We start from the raw sequence: 15,697 nt of genomic DNA, 5'->3' as shown, positions 1-15,697 counted from the left end.
CGTCCGAGGGGGCGCCCCGTGGACGAGGGCGCCGGCGCTGTCGCTGGTCGTCGACCTCGAGTGGGACGACCGAAGGGCAGGCGACAGCGATCATACAGATCCTATTGGATATTGAACAGGGTGCGCGACCGCTGTGGCCCGCGCCCTCCCACCGGCCCGGGGGGCGGCGGGAGGACCGAGGAGCCCCGGCCGTGCGGGCGGGGCTCAGTGCATGTGCTTGCCGCCGTCGACGCTGATCGAAGTGCCGTTCACGTAGCTGGAGTCCTCGCCGACGAGGAAGCCGATCAGGCCGGCGACCTCTTCGGGCTGCCCCACGCGCTGCAGCGGGATGTTCGCGCTCATGCCCTCCTTGCGATCGTCGGTGAGGGTGCCGCCCATGATGTCGGTGTCGATGGGGCCGGGCAGGATCACGTTGGCGGTGATGCCGTGCTCGCCGAGCTCGCGGGCGGCGCCGCGGGTCAGGCCCTGCACGGCGGCCTTGGCGGCGGCGTAGCCCGTCTTGGAGAAGGTGCCGCCGCCGTCGAGCGCGGTGATCGAGGCGGTGTTGACGATGCGCCCGCCGACGCCGCCGTCGATCATGCGCCGGGCCGCGCCCTGGATCATGAGCAGGGTGCCCTTGGCGTTGACGTCCATGACCCGGTCCCAGATCTCGGAGGTGAGCTCGAAGATCGAGTGGGGGCTGGGGATTCCGGCGAGGTTCACCAGCGCCACCAGCTGCGGCATCTCGGCGTCCACGCGCGCGAAGGCGGCGTCGACGGAGGCCTGGTCGCTGATGTCCACGCCGACGCCGATGACCTTCTGCCCGGATTCGGCGGGCAGCTCGGCGGTCACCTCGGCGGCGAACTCCTCGACGGCGGCGCCATCGATGTCGGCCGCGACGACGCTCCAGCCCTGCGACAGGAGCTTGCGGGCGACGCGTCGACCGATGCCGCGGGGGGCGCCGGCGCCGGTGACCAGCGCGGTGCGCTCGGCGGGGAAGGGCTGGATGGTCCTGGTCTCGATGGTCATGCGGGGATCTCCTTCGGTGCGGATGTCTCGGGTCGGTGGATGGGTCGTGACGGTGGAGGTGTAACGGCGGTGGAGGTGTAACGGCGGTGGAGGTGTCGCGGCGGGCTAGCCCATGATCAGGCTGAAGACGAACAGCAGCGGGACGGACGCCGCCCACATGACGGTGGTCAGCGCCGTGTGCGCCTTCAGCGCCGCGGTCCCGTCGAAGCCCATGAATCGGGTGACGACCCAGAAGTACGAGTCGTTGTAGTAGCTGCAGACCATGGCGCCGGCGACGCAGGCCATCACGGCGACCAGCGGATCGAGGCCGATGGTGGCCATGACCGGTGCGGTGACGGAGGCGGCCGTGATCATCGAGACCGTCCCCGAGCCCTGCGCGACGCGCACGATGGAGGCGATGAGGAAGGGCAGCAGGAAGGTCGGCAGCGGCAGTCCGCCGATCGCCTCGGCGAGCGCGTCGCCGATGCCGGTGTCCCGCAGCACCTGGCCGAGGCCGCCGCCCGCACCGGTGATGAGCAGGATCAGTCCGGCGTCGGCCGCAGCATCGGCCAGCCACCTGTGGCTCTTCGCCCGCGGCGTCCAGCGGGGCAGCAGCAGGTACACGGCCAGGACCAGTCCGACCAGCAGGGCGATGACCGGGTCGCCGATGAAGACGAACGGGCCCGCCCAGGTCGACGGCTCGTAGTCGTCAGCGACGGCTGTGCCCTGGGCGTCCATGTCGAGCGCGGTCACCACGGTGTTCAGGACGATCAGCAGGATGGGCACGACCAGGGGCAGCAGGCCGATGACGGCGCCGATGCGATGGGGGCGGACGCCCTCCGGGGCCTCGCCGAGCTCCTCGGAGCCGCTGGAGACCGCCGCGAGGTGGTCGGCTCCGTCGGCCCTGTCGGACCCGGCCCCGTCGGACCCGGCCCCGTCACCGCCGGTGGCCACGGCGATCGCGGAGCGGTCGCTGCGGACGTCCCCGTAGACCGCGTGCTGGACCTCCTCGGAGACCTGGGACTCGAGCCTGGGGCCGATCCACTTCGCGTACAGGGTGACGACGGGGATCAGGAGCACGGTGAAGCAGAGCCCGGCGATGATGACGGAGCCGACGCTCACCTCGAGGATGCCGGCGACGCCGAGCGGTCCCGGGGTGGGCGGGACGAAGTGGTGGGTGATGACCATGCCGCCTGCGAGCGCGATGCCGAGGGTGGCGTAGCCGTACTTCTTGACCTTGGCGATGGCCCGGGCCAGCGGGTTCATGATCACGTAGCCCGAGTCGCAGAACACCGGGACCGAGATCAGGGCGCCGATGCTGGTCATCGCCCAGGGCTCGCGGCCCTTGCCGAACAGGCGCAGGAAGGCCACCGCGATGGCCTGCGCGGCCCCGGAGACCTCCAGGATCTTCCCGATCGCCACGCCCAGACCGATGACGATGCCGATCGAGGCGAGGGTGTTCCCGAAGCCCGTCTTGATCGAGTCGACGATGCCGGGCAGGGTCTGTCCGGCGATCAGCCCGATCACCACGGAGGCGATGAGCAGTCCGGAGAAGGCGTCGAGGCGGGTGCGCAGGACGATGAGGACGATCAGCGCGATGCCGACGGCCAGGGCGAGCAGCAGGACGGGATCCATCAGAACTCCTTCGTTCTCGGTGGTCGTGCTCGGTGAGAGCTCCCGCGCCGTCCCGTCCGCCCCGAGGGACGGGCGGGACGGCGCGTCGTGTCAGGCCAGGGCCGAGCTCAGGACCTGCCTGATGTAGTGCACGTTCTCGGCGATGACGCCGAGGGAGTCGGAGCCGTAGTGCTCGCAGCAGAACGGCCCGGAGTAGCCGAGCTCCAGGGCGCGGCGGATGACGGTGCGGTAGTTGATGTAGCCGTACTTCAGCGGCATCGGTGCCGAGGAGTACGCCCCGGTGGCGGGGTCGTAGTCACGGGTGTAGTTCTTGATGTGCCAGAAGTTCGCGTGCGGCAGCACCTTCTCGAACATGTCCGGCCACGGCTCGACCTCGCGGTGCAGGCGCACCAGGTTCCCGAGGTCGGGGTTCAGGCCCACGGAGTCGTGGTCCACGTCCTGCAGGAAGGCGACGGCCTCGTCGGCCGTGCCCACGTAGGTGTCCTCGTACATCTCGAGGCTCAGCTCGATGCCCTGACCGCGGGCGGCGTCGCCGAGGGTGCGGATCCGCTCGATCGCGAGGTCGCGCAGCGCGGGGTCGTCGACGTGGCCGTCGGCGAGCCAGAACCAGATGGCGTCGTTCTGGGCCTCGGTGGTCGCCTGCATGAACCCGGTGTTCACCACGCTCACGCCGAAGCTCGGAGCGAGCTCGATGAAGCGCAGCGCGTCCGCGACGTTCTGCTCGCCGTTGTCGACGTCGACGACGGAGTTGCGGGTCATGGAGATCGAGGAGAGGGTCAGCCCTTCGCCGTCGAGCACCCGGCGGAACTCCTCGACCCGCTCGTCGGAGAGCTTCGCGAGCGGCAGCCAGGCGTCGGTGGGATCGATCTGGTCGACGCCCAGCTCCTTGACCTGGCGCAGCTGCGAGGCCCAGACCGAGGAGGAGGCCTCGAGCGTGGGCGTGCCGTCCGGCGTGGTGTTGCCGAACGAGAGCATGTTGGCGCCGATCGGCCAGGTCTCCGCAGTGAACATCGTCGTCCTCTTTCCTCACGAGTAGGTCGTCCCATTGATCCTATAGGATAGGTGCCTCGATGGAAAGGCCGAGGTCCGCTCCCGATCGACGGCACCATCTCGGTGCGGCCGACGGCCTGTGGATCCCGGCCGTGAGCGGTGTCGAGACGTCCGCCGGTCGGGCGTCGCCGCCTCCACATCCTTTCCTATAGGATCGATGTGACTCGCCCACCTGGCCGTGCGACGCCACAGAACTCAGCGCCGGCGCACACCGCGCGGCAGCCTTCGGAGGAAACCACGATGACGTACCTCTTCAACGATCCCGCGGAGTTCGCCGCCGACGCGGTCCGCGGCCTGGCCCTCGCCCACCCGGACCACGTGGCCCTCGTGCACGGCGGAGTGGTCCGCGCGACCGAGACGCCGCAGGGCCAGCCCGCCCTGGTGATCGGCGGCGGCTCGGGCCACTACCCCGCCTTCGCCGGCTGGGTGGGACCGGGAATGGGACACGGCGCGCCGTGCGGCAACGTGTTCTCCTCCCCGTCGGCCTCCCAGGTCTACTCGGTCGCGCGCAACGCCGAGAACGGCGGGGGCGTGATCCTCGGCTTCGGCAACTACGCCGGGGACGTGCTCCACTTCGGCGCGGCCGCGGAGAAGCTGCGTGCCGAGGGCGTGGACGTGCGGATCGTCAAGGTCAGCGACGACATCGTCTCCAACTCCCCCGAGAACCACCGCGACCGCCGCGGGATCGCCGGTGACCTGCCGGTCTTCAAGATCGCCGGCGCCGCGATCGAGGCCGGAGCAGATCTCGACGAGGCCGAGCGCATCGCCGTGACGGCGAACGACGCGACCCGTTCCTTCGGCGTCGCCTTCGACGGCCCCACCCTGCCCGGAGCGGAGGATGCGCTGTTCCACGTCGAGGACGGCCAGATGGGCGTGGGCCTGGGCATCCACGGCGAGCCCGGGGTGCGGGACGAGCCCATCGGCACCGCCGACGAGATCGCGACGATGCTGGTCGAGGGCGTCCTCGCCGAGCAGCCCAACCGCGCCGAGGGCGGCTACCAGGGCCGCGCCGCGGTGCTGGTCAACGGGCTCGGGACCGTGAAGTACGAGGAGCTCTTCGTCGTCTACGCGAAGGTCGCCGAGCTGCTCGGGGCCGCAGGGATCACGCCCGTGCGCCCGGAGGTCGGCGAGCTCGTCACCAGCCTCGACATGGCCGGGATCTCCCTGACCCTGGTGTTCCTCGACGAGGAGCTCGAGCAGCACTGGCTCGCCCCCGTGGACACCCCCGCCTTCCACCGCGGGGCGATGCCGCCGCTCGAGCGTCCGCGGCGCACCTCCTTCTGGGAGGCCGGGGCCGACGAGACCCCGGAGGCGAGCGCCGAGTCCCGCGACGTCGCCGCGAGGATCGCCGGCGTGCTGGACCTCTTCGAGTCGGTCTGCGCGCGCGAGGAGGCCGAGCTGGGCCGTATCGACGCGATCGCCGGGGACGGCGACCACGGCCAGGGCATGGCCTACGGCTCCAAGGGTGCCGCGGCCGCCGCGAAGGACGCCCTCGAGGCCGGAGCCGGAGCCCGCACCCTGCTGGTCCGCGCGGGCGAGGCCTGGTCCGAGTCCGCCGGCGGCACCTCCGGTGCGCTGTGGGGCGCGGCGCTCATCGCCGCCGGCCGGGTCTTCGACGACCGGTCCGGGGCGGAGCAGCGCACCGTGATCGAGGCGGTCGACGCCGGCATCGAGGCGATCCAGCGGCTGGGCGGCGCGCAGGTGGGCGACAAGACGATGGTCGACGCCGCCGCACCGTTCCGCGAGACGCTGGATGCGGGGTTCAGCGGCGACGACGCCTCCGCGGCGATCCTCGCGGCCGCACAGGTCGCCCGCGAGGCGGCCGACGCCACCGCGGACATCACCGCCAGCCTGGGTCGCTCCCGCGTGCTCGGCGAGAAGTCGATCGGCACCCCCGACCCCGGGGCGATCTCCTTCTCGATCCTCATGGAGGAGCTCGGGGAGCACCTGTCCTGATCCGCCCGGGTGTGCGGGACCGGACTCCCGGACGCCCTTCCCCGCAGGCCCTCCCGCCTGCGACCCTCGAAGAACGACTCGTGAAGGAGAACCTCATGGCACTGACGATCATCGTCGGCAGCGACAACGCCGGACACGGCCACAAGGAAGCGCTCAAGGCGCTGCTCGAGGGCGACGATCGCGTCGAGTCGGTCCTCGACGTCGGCGTCGCCTCGGCCGACGACGGCACCCACTACCCGAACGTCGCCGTCGCCGCGGCGGAGAAGATCGCCGTGGGCGAGGCGGACCGCGCGCTGCTGATCTGCGGCACCGGCCTGGGCGTCGCGATCGCGGCCAACAAGGTCCCCGGCGTCCGCGCCGTGACCGCCCACGACCTGTACTCCGTGCAGCGCTCGGTGCTCTCCAACAACGCGCAGGTGCTGTGCATGGGCCAGCGCGTGATCGGCCTGGAGTCGGCGCAGGAGCTGGTCAAGGTGTGGCTGGACCTCGAGTTCGACCCCGCCTCCTCCTCCGCGGCCAAGGTCGACGCGATCTGCGCCTACGACGGCTCGCTCGAGCAGGCCTGAGCCCGCCACCCCCGCGACAGGCCTGCCACCCCTCGACAGTCGTGCGCTGAGCGCCGATGCGAGCACCGGACCGGTGCTCAGCGCACATCTGCACGCCGCAGGGCGCCCACGGACGAAGGAGACCTCACCATGTCCGACCTCTGGATCGGCACCAGCTGGAAGATGACCAAGACCCTCGCCGAGGCCCGTGCCTGGGCCGAGGGCCTGCGGGACCACCTCGCGGGCAGCGCACCGGCCGGGGTGCAGCCCTTCGTGATCCCGTCCTTCACCGCGACCACCGCCGTCGCGGAGGTGCTCGGCGAGGAGTCGCCGATCCTGCTGGGCGTCCAGAACGCCCACTGGGAGGACGCCGGCGCCTGGACCGGGGAGGTCTCGGTGGCGCAGGCGAAGGACGCCGGGGCCCGGATCGTCGAGATCGGTCACTCCGAGCGCCGTGAGCACTTCGGGGAGAGCGTGGAGACCACCGGGCTCAAGGTCGCCGCGGCTCTGCGCCACGGCCTCGTCCCGCTGCTGTGCATCGGCGAGAGCGCCGCGGTGAAGGAGGAGGGCGGCTCCAGCGCCTTCATCCTCGAGCAGACCCGCGGCGCCCTCGAGGGCCTCACCGGCGAGGAGCTCTCCCGTGTGGTGATCGCCTACGAGCCGATCTGGGCGATCGGCGAGACGGGCCGACCCGCGACCGTCGAGGAGCTCGTCGAGCCCTTCGCCGCCCTCGGCGAGGTGTACGCGGGGCGCGTGGCGGGTCTGCTCTACGGCGGGTCCGTGAACCTGGACAACGCCGCGGACCTGCTCGGCATCGAGCACGTGAGCGGCCTGTTCGTGGGCCGCACCGCCTGGCGGCTCGAGGGGTACCTCGAGCTGCTGCGCATCGCCGAGGACCACGCCGCAGCCCGCACGGGCTGACCCCCTCCACCGGCCCAGGGGCTGACCCCCTGACACCGGCCGGGGTGGTCGCGTGCGCACGGCTCGACAGGGGCGGCCGCGAGGAGATCTGCTGACGGGATCCGGGGGAGGAGGTCGGGGGATAGCCCCACAGCGGACTCCCGGGGCACCGCGTTAGGCTGGAAGCCGTCGATGGTGAGGATCCGCAGAGGATCCCGCACTCCGGGGACCGGCGTCTCCTTCCCGTCGCCGACCTCAGCTCCGTCCACGAGAGGTCTGCGGATACCCATGAACGCCCAGAGCCGCCTGCCGAGAGATCACCCGGCCGGGAGGGGCAGCGCCCCGTCCCGATCCGGTGCAGGTGCGCGCCGCGGCGCGGGTCGCCCCTGGGCGCAGGCACCGTCGTCCTCACTGCCCGGGCAGGGCCCGCTCGAGGGGAAGATCCACTCCCCGCGCTCGAAGGCTCTGGTACCGCCCCGTCGCCGGGGCCGCTGGCTCACGGTCGGCGTGCCCGCCGTGCTCGGCGCCACCCTCGGGATCAGCAGCTTCCTGGTGCTCGGCGTCTCCAGCCTGATCGGCGGCGCCGGCCTGCTGGCCCCGCTCGCCGCCGGCCTCGGCATCGCCGTCGTCACCGGCGGCGGCACCGGGCTGCTGCTGCGCAACCGGGCGCCGCAGCCGCCGCGGCTGGGTCGGTCCGCGACGGAGATCCCCACCGCCACGCGCTCGATGCTCGAGAAGATCCTCCGGGACACCCGGCTGCAGCGCCGTCGCCTCCACCGGATGCGCCGACGGACCAGGGGACGCGCCCTCGCCGAGATCCTCAACCGCGCCGAGACGATGCTGCTGCGGATCGACGCCCTGCTGGGCGCCGGCTCGATCCAGTCCCGACGCGCCTCCGACGGCGACGTGATGATGCTCGAGGGCATGGCGGAGCGCTACATCCCCGAGCTGATCGACGCGCTCGAGAGCACCGTCGGCTTCCTCGACCCGAGCACCGCGGAGGATGCCCGCGACCGGGCCATCGCGAACCTGGAGAGCATCGACGAGCAGCTGGCGGTGCTCGACGGACGCCTGGACCGGCTCGAGGACGACGTCATCTCCGGGGTGACCCGCTCCCTGGACGTGCACGCGGAGTTCCTCCGGGCCCGCTTCGCGGACGAGCGCCGCGACACCTTCCTCGACCACTGAGCGTCGACCGCCGGACGTCGACCACCGAACCTCGACCGTTGAGCCTCGACCGGTGAGCGGGAGGCCGCCTCACCCGTCGGTGTGACCGGCGATCTCGAGCGACCTCGCCAGGACGTCGTCGAGGTGCTTCGTCAGCTCGCGCACCGCACCGTCCTGGTGGTGGCGGCGCATCATCTCCAGGACGCGGGCGTGCTCGGTGAAGGCCTCGTGCACGTCGAGTGCGGCGGGTCCGCCGGCCCAGGTCTGCCTCATGCGATGGGTGTGGGACCGCAGGGTCTCGACCATGGTCGAGAGGTAGCGGTTGCCGGCGTGGTCGAAGAAGGTCTGATGGAAGCCCCAGTCGGCGTGGAAGTGCTCCTGCACGAGCTCGTAGGAGACCGTCTCCGCGGCCTCGATGCGTGAGATCACCTCGGCATGGCGGGCCTGCGCCGCCTCGAGGTCCGCCAGGAGGGCGTCGTAGTCGTCGAAGGCGTGGGTCAGCGCCGCGGCCTCGATCACCTTGCGCGCCTCGAGCAGCTCCGCCATCTGCTCGGCGTCCAGCATCGGCGCGACGACGTACCCGCGCAGGGCCACGTACTCGACCAGGCCCGACCGCTCGAGGGAGACCATCGCCTCGCGCACCGGGGTGGGCGAGACCTCGAGGTCCCGGGCGAGCCCGTCGATGCTCAGCCGGGATCCCGGCGCCCAGCGGGCCTCGAGCAGGCGCTGCAGGATCAGCTCCTCGACCTCGGCTCGGAGGACCTGTCGTCGCACGGCCATGCGCCACCCCTTCACTGCTCCGGGTCTGGGGACCCCATCGACGCTGTCCGGGGTCGGGCTACTTCGAGGTCACCCTATAGGAAGTTGCCGGGACGATCGGGCGAAACGGCTGTGCCCCGGCCCACGGCATCGCGGCGCTCCGGGCACCCGTCCGCCGGCGCCGCCCGCTCCCCTGTCGGCCCGCTCCCCCGTCAGCCCGTCAGCCCGTCAGCCCGTCAGCCCGTCGGCCCGTCAGCCCGTGAGCGCCTTGGCGAACCCCAGGTGCTTCGCGATGATCGCGAGCTGCACCTCGGTCGAGCCCTCGCCGACCTCGAGGACCCGGGAGTCGCGGTAGTGGCGCGCCACGACGTTCTCGTTGAGGAAGCCGTTGCCGCCCCAGATCTGGCAGGCGTCGCGGGCGTTGGCGACCGCGGCCTCGCTGCCCACGAGCTTGGCGAGGGAGGCCTCCTCGCTGAACGGCATCCCCGCGTCGAGGCGCCGAGCGGCCTCGTGCATGAGCGCGCGGGCGCTCGCGACCCGCGCGCGCATGCGGGCCAGGGTGAAGGCGATGTGCTGGTTGTCGCCGAGGGGACGGTCGAAGACCACCCGGCGGCTCGCATAGTCCACGGCCTGCTCGAGACAGCCCTGCGCCGCCCCCACGCACAGCGCGGCGAGCGCGACCCGGCCCTGGTCGAGGATCGCGAGGAAGTTCGCGAAGCCGCGGCCCCGCTCCCCCAGCAGGTTCTCCTCCGGAACGCGCACGTCCTCGAACAGCAGCGGGTGGGTGTCCGAGGTGTGCCAGCCGATCTTGTCGTAGGCCGGCAGGGCCGTGAACCCGGGGGTGTCGGTGGGCACGATGATGCTGGACAGCTCCGGGGCGGGGCGCCCGTCCCGGCCGGTGCGCTGACCGGTCACGGCGGTGACCGTGACGAGAGAGGTGATGGGGGTGCCGGAGTTGGTGATGAACTGCTTGGTCCCGTCGATCACCCAGGTGCCGTCCTCGAGCACCGCGCTGGTGCGGGTGGCGCCGGCGTCGGAGCCGGCCTCCGCCTCGGTGAGCCCGAAGGCCGCGAGCTGCTCCCCGCGGGCGAGGGCCGGGAGGTGCCGCTCCTTCTGCGCGTCGCTGCCGAAGGTGAGGATCGGCATCGTCCCGAGGCCGAGGCCGGCCTCGAGCGTGACGGCGATCGACTGGTCCACGCGGGCCAGCTGCTCGACGGCGACGCAGAGGGAGAGGTAGTCCCGGCCCTGTCCGTCGTACTCGCGCGGGATGGGGAGGCCGAACAGGCCCATCGCCCCCATCTCGGCGATGATCCCCATCGGCAGGCGTCGCGCGGTGTCGTACTCGTAGCTGGCGGGGGCGACGACCTCGTCGGCGAACTCGCGCACCTGCGCCGCCAGGCGCTGGTGCTCCTCGGGCAGCATCTCGGTGCCGGCCGGCGGTGCGGGGGTGGTGACGGTGGTGCTCACAGGGGTCTCCTTCTCGGGGCGACGGTGCGCGGGAGCGGCGGTGCTCATGCGTCCTCCCCCGGGTGCGGTGGATCATTCGGCAGGCGGGCGCCGTCGGCCGACGGGCGGGCGCGGTCGGCGCGGTCGGCCAGCAGACGGGCGTGGCGGAGGATCGGGCCGTCGACCATCGACCCCTCGTGCGTGAACACCCCGGTGCCGTGGTGCTCGGCGGCCTCGAGCACACCATGGGCCCAGGCGGCCTGCGCGGGGCTCGGCGCATAGGCGGCGCGGACCTCGGGGACCTGGTTCGGATGGAGGCAGGCGGTGGCGGTGAAGCCGCTCGCGGCGGCGTCCTCCGCCTCGGCCCGCAGCCCGTGGTGGTCCGCGAGGTCGAGGTGGACCGCGTCGATCGCGCTGCGGCCGTGGGCGCGGGCGGCGAGCAGCACGCTCGAGCGGGCGTGGCGGACCACGTCCCGGTAGCCGCCCTCCCCGTCGGCGCCGCCCCTGCCAGCGCCGTCACGGTGGCGGGAGGAGGTCCCGCCGAGGGAGGCGATGAGGTCCTCCGCACCCCACATCAGGGCGACCACGTCGGGATGGGCGGCGAGCGCAGGCGCGGCGAGCACCCCGCGGGCGGTCTCGCACAGCGCCAGCACCTTCGTGCAGGGCAGGGCGGCGACGAGCCGGTCGACGTCCGCGGGGCCGTCCGCCTTGGGCAGCATCACCCAGCGAGGGCGACGCGCACCGAGGGCGGAGAGATCGGCGGCGAGGTCACGACTGCCGGGCGCGTTGACCCGCACGATGGTGCGCTCGGGGTCGAGCTCGTGGGCGCCGACGGCCTCGCGCGCGGCCTGCTTGCGCTCGGGGGCGACGGCGTCCTCGAGGTCGAGGATCACGGCGTCGGCCCGGGCGAGCGCCGTGGCGAAGCGGTCCGGCCGGTCCCCGGGGCAGAACAGCAGCGCCGGCCCCACCGGCAGCGCCTCCTCGACGGTCGGGGCGCTCGGCGCGGTCGGGGCTTTCGGCACGGTCGGGGCTTTCGGCACTGACGAGGCTTTCGGCGCGGCCGGGGCATCGGAGGCGGCCGACGGGGGCGGGGCGGCGGCGCTCATGCCTGCTCCCGCTCGTGCATCAGCGCAGTGCGCGCGGCGCGGACCACGACCTCGCCGTGCTGGTTCCTGCCGGTGTGGACGAGGGAGACGACGGCCTGACCCGGTCGCGAGCGGGAGGGGCGCACGTCGGTCACCTGCGTCTCGCTGTACAGGGTGTCGCCGTGGTGCAGCGGGTGGGGGAAGCTGATCTCGCCGAAGCCGAGGTTCGCCACCAGGGTGCCCTGGCTGAGCTGGGCGACCGAGGCGCCGACCACGGTGGCCAGGGTGAACATCGAGTTGACCAGGCGTCGGCCGAACTCGGTGCTCTCGCTCCAGGCGGCATCGAGGTGCAGGGCCTGGGGGTTCATGGTCATCGTGGAGAACAGGACGTTGTCCGCCTCCGTGACGGTGCGGCCGGGACGGTGCTCGTAGATCGCACCGATCCGCAGCTCCTCGGCGTACAGGCCGCGCTGCACGATCCGCGGCGCGTCCGGGGCGGCGGGGTCAGGTGCGGCGGGGTCGGTCGTGTCGGTCATGGGCGGGCCTCCTGGTCGCGGGGATGTCCCTCGGCGGGGTCGGGGTCGTCGTCGGGGTCGGTGTCGTCGTCGCGACCGGGCTCCGCCTCGGCGGTCAGCACCTGCGCGAGCTCCTCGCCGCGGCGCACGCGCTGCCCGACACCCACGTGCAGGCGCACGATCCCGGGGCCGGGCGCGTGGAGGGTGTGCTCCATCTTCATCGCCTCGACCACCAGCACCGGGGCGCCGCCCGCCACCTGCTCCCCGTCGCCCACCAGCACGGCGGTGACCGCGCCCGGCATCGGGGACTCCAGCGTGGGCGCCCTCTCGCCCCTCTCGGCATCGTGCAGGGGACGGTGCAGGGTCAGCTCGCGGTCCTCGCCGGGAAGGCCGATCCACACCGCCTCGTCGGTGACGTGGTGCCGCAGCGGGAGGCGCAGCCCGTCGACGGTCACGGCGCCCTCGTGCAGGGACAGCGCGAGCTCCTCGTCCCCGATCCGTGCCCGAGCATCGGTGACGTGCCCGGTCAGCGCGACCTCGGTCGGCGGACCGCCCGGGACGACGAAGCGGACCGCGAAGGGTGCCTGCCCCCCGAGCCGCCAGCCCGAGGGCACCTGCCACAGGTCGCGGCAGCGAGAGCGGGCCACGTGGTCCCAGCGCACGAGCGCCGCGACGGCGAACGCCCGGGGCCCGGCCGGCGGACGGCGCAGCTCGTGCTGACGGCGGTCGATGAGACCGGTGTCGAGCCGCCCGGCCACCACCTCGTCGAGGCGGAGCAGCGAGCGGAGGAACGCCAGGTTGGTGATCACACCGAGGACGTGCGTGTCCGCGAGCGCCCGGTCCATGGCGGCGAGGGCCCCGCCCCGGGTGGGAGCGTGGGCGATGACCTTGGCGAGCATCGGGTCGAAGCTGCTGGAGACGGCGCCTCCCTCGACCAGGGCGTGGTCCACGCGCACACCGGACGGCAGGGCGAGCCCCAGCACGGTGCCGCCGGTGGGCAGGAAGCCGGCATCGGGGTCCTCCGCGTACACGCGGGCCTCGATCGCGTGGCCCGTGAGCATGACGTCCTCCTGAGCGAGCGCCAGCGGACGTCCGTCGGCGATGAGGATCTGCTCCGCGACCAGGTCGATCCCGGTGACGGCCTCGGTGACGGCGTGCTCGACCTGGAGACGGGTGTTCATCTCGAGGAAGAACGGTTCGTCGGGCGCGTCCGCGTCGACGATGAACTCGACGGTGCCGGCGCCCACGTAGTCCACCGCGCGGGCCGCGGCCACCGCGACCTCGCCGAAGCGCTCGCGCCGGGCCGGGGTGAGGGAGGGGCTGGGGGCCTCCTCGATCACCTTCTGGTGGCGGCGCTGCAGGGAGCACTCCCGCTCCCCCAGGTGGATCACGCCCCCGTGGGCGTCGGCGAGGATCTGCACCTCGATGTGCCGGGGCGCGGCGATCAGTCTCTCGAGGAACAGGGTGTCGTCGCCGAAGGCGCCCGCGGCCTCGCGCCGGGCGGTCGCGAGGGCGGCCGGGAGCTCCTGGGCGTTCGCCACGGCATGCATGCCCTTGCCGCCGCCGCCCGCAGCGGGCTTGACCAGCAGCGGGAAGCCGATCTCCGCGGCGCCGGCGCACAGGGCGTCGTCCTCGAGTCCGGGCTCGGCGAGGCCCGGCACGGTGGGCACACCGCGGGCGGCGACGGCGGCACGGGCGGCGATCTTGTCCCCCATGGTCTCGATCGCGCGCGCCGACGGGCCGATGAACACGATCCCGTCCCGGGCGCAGGCCCGGGCGACGTCGGCGCGCTCGGCGAGGAAGCCGTAGCCGGGATGGAGCGCGTCGGCCCCGGTGGCGCGGGCGGCGGCGAGGATCCCCTCGGCATCGAGATAGGAGCCGATCCGCACCGCGCGGTCGGCGGCGGCGACGTGCGCGGCCCCGGAGTCCTCGGCGGTGTGGACGGCGATCGCGCCGAGGCCGAGCTCGCGGAGGGTGCGCAGGATGCGCAGCGCGATCTCGCCGCGGTTGGCGATCAGGACGGAGCGGATCATCGGCGCCTCACATCCGGAACACGCCGCGGGAGGGCGCGGGCAGCGGGGCACGGGAGACGACGTCCAGGGCGAGGCCCAGCACGGTGCGGGTCTGCGCGGGCTCGATGATCCCGTCGTCCCACAGCCGGGCGGTGGAGTAGTAGGGGCTGCCCTGCGCCTCGTACCGCTCGGTGATCGGGCGGCGGAACGCGGCCTCCTCCTGCTCGCTCCAGGTGCCTCCGGCCGCCTCGATCTGCTCGCGCTTGACGGTCGCGAGCACCGCCGCGGCCTGGGCGCCGCCCATCACGGAGACGCGGGCGTTCGGCCACAGCCACAGGAACCGCGGTGAGTAGGCGCGTCCGCACATGGAGTAGGTGCCCGCACCGAAGGAGCCCCCGATCACGACGGTCAGCATGGGCACGCGGGCGCAGGCGACGGCGGTGACCATCTTCGCGCCGTCCTTGGCGATCCCGCCGCGCTCGTACTCGGCGCCGACCATGAACCCGGCGATGTTCTGCAGGAACACCAGCGGGATCTCGCGCTGGTCGCACAGCTGCACGAAATGGGCGCCCTTGAGCGCGGACTCGCTGAACAGCACCCCGTTGTTGGCGACGATGCCCACGCGGTGGCCGTGGATCCGGGCGAAGCCGGTGACCAGGGTGGTGCCGTAGCCCGGTTTGAACTCGGAGAACTCGCCCGCGTCGACGGTGCGGGCGATGACCTCGTGCACGTCGTAGGGGGTGGAGAGATCGGCGGGGACCGCCTCGCCCATGCTGGCGGGATCCGTGGCGGGCTCCCTGGACTCGGCGCGGGGCGGCAGCGGGGCGGGGGCCGGCAGCGTGTCGACGATGTCGCGCACGATCGCGAGCGCGTGCTCGTCGTCCTCGGCGAGGTGGTCCGCGACCCCGGAGACCTCGGTGTGCATCCGTCCGCCGCCGAGCTCCTCGGCGCTCACCTCCTCCCCGGTGGCGGCCTTCACCAGCGGGGGCCCGCCCAGGAAGATGGTGCCCTGGTCGCGGACGATCACGGTCTGGTCGCTCATCGCCGGGACGTAGGCGCCGCCCGCGGTGGAGGAGCCCATCACGGCGGAGATCTGTGCGATGCCCTCGGCGCTCATGCGGGCCTGGTGGTAGAAGATCCGGCCGAAGTGGTCGCGGTCGGGGAAGACCTCGTCCTGCATCGGGAGATAGGCCCCGCCGGAGTCGACCAGGTACACGCAGGGCAGGCGGTTCTGGGCGGCGATCTCCTGGGCGCGCAGGTGCTTCTTGACCGTCACCGGGAAGTAGGTGCCGCCCTTGACGGTCGCGTCGTTGGCGAGGATCAGGCAGTGCCTGCCGTGGATCAGCCCGATCCCGGCGACCACCCCGGCACCCGGCGCGGCCCCGTCGTACAGCCCTTCCGCGGCGAGCGGGGCGATCTCGAGGAAGGGCGTGCCCTCGTCGAGCAGGCGGTCGATGCGCTCGCGGGCGAGCAGCTTGCCGCGGGCGCGGTGCCGCTCCCTCGAGGCGGGCGGGCCGCCGGCCGCGGCGGCCTCCAGGCGGGTGCGCAGCTCGGTGACCAGTTCCTCCATCGCCTGGGCGCGGCGGCGCGGCTCGGGGTCCTGTCCGGTCGGGTCCAGGGCGCTGCGCAGCATGTCCATC

Annotated in this window: 13 protein-coding genes; 4 read left to right on the top strand and 9 right to left on the bottom strand. The window is 72.9% G+C overall.

Annotation, left to right across the window (positions count from 1 at the left end; genetic code table 11):
* Nucleotides 1–204: 204 nt before the first annotated feature.
* The 3 genes from ACT3SP_RS04110 to ACT3SP_RS04100 all read right to left on the bottom strand — a co-directional run bounded on the left by ACT3SP_RS04110 (nucleotide 205) and on the right by ACT3SP_RS04100 (nucleotide 3,633).
* Nucleotides 205–1,008, bottom strand: a complete 804-nt coding sequence (locus tag ACT3SP_RS04110) for an SDR family NAD(P)-dependent oxidoreductase (RefSeq protein WP_444585971.1) — start codon at nucleotides 1,006–1,008, stop codon at nucleotides 205–207.
* A gap of 105 nt (nucleotides 1,009–1,113) precedes the next feature.
* The gene (locus tag ACT3SP_RS04105; RefSeq protein WP_444585970.1) at nucleotides 1,114–2,622 is read right to left on the bottom strand and encodes a GntP family permease; all 1,509 of its coding nucleotides are present in this window, start codon (nucleotides 2,620–2,622) and stop codon (nucleotides 1,114–1,116) included.
* A 90-nt stretch (nucleotides 2,623–2,712) separates the two neighbouring features.
* Nucleotides 2,713–3,633 carry a sugar phosphate isomerase/epimerase family protein gene (locus ACT3SP_RS04100; RefSeq protein WP_444585969.1) on the bottom strand — a complete coding sequence of 307 codons (921 nt, stop codon included), beginning with the start codon at nucleotides 3,631–3,633 and terminating at the stop codon, nucleotides 2,713–2,715.
* Nucleotides 3,634–3,912: 279 nt separating this feature from the next.
* Here ACT3SP_RS04100 and ACT3SP_RS04095 point away from each other — a divergent pair, with 279 nt between their 5' ends.
* The 4 genes from ACT3SP_RS04095 (at nucleotide 3,913) to ACT3SP_RS04080 (ending at nucleotide 8,261) form a co-directional block, all read left to right on the top strand.
* Nucleotides 3,913–5,628: a dihydroxyacetone kinase family protein gene (locus ACT3SP_RS04095; protein WP_444585968.1), complete on the top strand. Its 1,716-nt coding sequence runs from the start codon at nucleotides 3,913–3,915 to the stop codon at nucleotides 5,626–5,628.
* Between the two features lie 95 nt (nucleotides 5,629–5,723).
* A complete protein-coding gene (locus ACT3SP_RS04090) occupies nucleotides 5,724–6,194 on the top strand; it encodes a ribose-5-phosphate isomerase (protein ID WP_444585967.1) in 471 nt (156 codons plus the stop codon).
* A gap of 129 nt (nucleotides 6,195–6,323) precedes the next feature.
* Nucleotides 6,324–7,094 carry a triose-phosphate isomerase gene (locus tag ACT3SP_RS04085; protein ID WP_444585966.1) on the top strand — a complete coding sequence of 257 codons (771 nt, stop codon included), beginning with the start codon at nucleotides 6,324–6,326 and terminating at the stop codon, nucleotides 7,092–7,094.
* 486 nt (nucleotides 7,095–7,580) lie between these two features.
* Nucleotides 7,581–8,261, top strand: coding sequence for a hypothetical protein (locus tag ACT3SP_RS04080; RefSeq protein ID WP_444585965.1), 681 nt, complete (start codon nucleotides 7,581–7,583; stop codon nucleotides 8,259–8,261).
* Between the two features lie 69 nt (nucleotides 8,262–8,330).
* Here the strand turns inward: ACT3SP_RS04080 and ACT3SP_RS04075 are convergent, their stop codons facing one another.
* From ACT3SP_RS04075 to ACT3SP_RS04050, 6 genes are all read right to left on the bottom strand, one after another.
* On the bottom strand, nucleotides 8,331–9,020 hold the full coding sequence (locus tag ACT3SP_RS04075; protein WP_444585964.1) for a GntR family transcriptional regulator: 690 nt from the start codon (nucleotides 9,018–9,020) through the stop codon (nucleotides 8,331–8,333).
* A gap of 231 nt (nucleotides 9,021–9,251) precedes the next feature.
* On the bottom strand, nucleotides 9,252–10,421 hold the full coding sequence (locus tag ACT3SP_RS04070) for an acyl-CoA dehydrogenase family protein (RefSeq protein WP_444586189.1): 1,170 nt from the start codon (nucleotides 10,419–10,421) through the stop codon (nucleotides 9,252–9,254).
* Between the two features lie 89 nt (nucleotides 10,422–10,510).
* On the bottom strand, nucleotides 10,511–11,467 hold the full coding sequence (locus tag ACT3SP_RS04065) for an HpcH/HpaI aldolase/citrate lyase family protein (protein WP_444585963.1): 957 nt from the start codon (nucleotides 11,465–11,467) through the stop codon (nucleotides 10,511–10,513).
* An 80-nt stretch (nucleotides 11,468–11,547) separates the two neighbouring features.
* Nucleotides 11,548–12,066 carry a MaoC family dehydratase gene (locus ACT3SP_RS04060; protein ID WP_444585962.1) on the bottom strand — a complete coding sequence of 173 codons (519 nt, stop codon included), beginning with the start codon at nucleotides 12,064–12,066 and terminating at the stop codon, nucleotides 11,548–11,550.
* A complete protein-coding gene (locus ACT3SP_RS04055; protein ID WP_444585961.1) occupies nucleotides 12,063–14,078 on the bottom strand; it encodes an acetyl/propionyl/methylcrotonyl-CoA carboxylase subunit alpha in 2,016 nt (671 codons plus the stop codon). Before ACT3SP_RS04055 ends, ACT3SP_RS04060 begins: the two co-directional genes overlap by 4 nt.
* Nucleotides 14,079–14,085: 7 nt before the next feature.
* Nucleotides 14,086–15,696: a carboxyl transferase domain-containing protein gene (locus tag ACT3SP_RS04050; protein ID WP_444585960.1), complete on the bottom strand. Its 1,611-nt coding sequence runs from the start codon at nucleotides 15,694–15,696 to the stop codon at nucleotides 14,086–14,088.
* Between the last annotated feature and the right edge of the window lies 1 nt (nucleotide 15,697).

It is taken from the genome of Brachybacterium sp. AOP43-C2-M15 (assembly GCF_052446295.1).
Lineage (GTDB): Bacteria > Actinomycetota > Actinomycetes > Actinomycetales > Dermabacteraceae > Brachybacterium.
The sequence above is the reverse complement of the archived record's forward strand: the minus strand, read 5'-3'. Positions and strand labels throughout refer to the sequence as shown.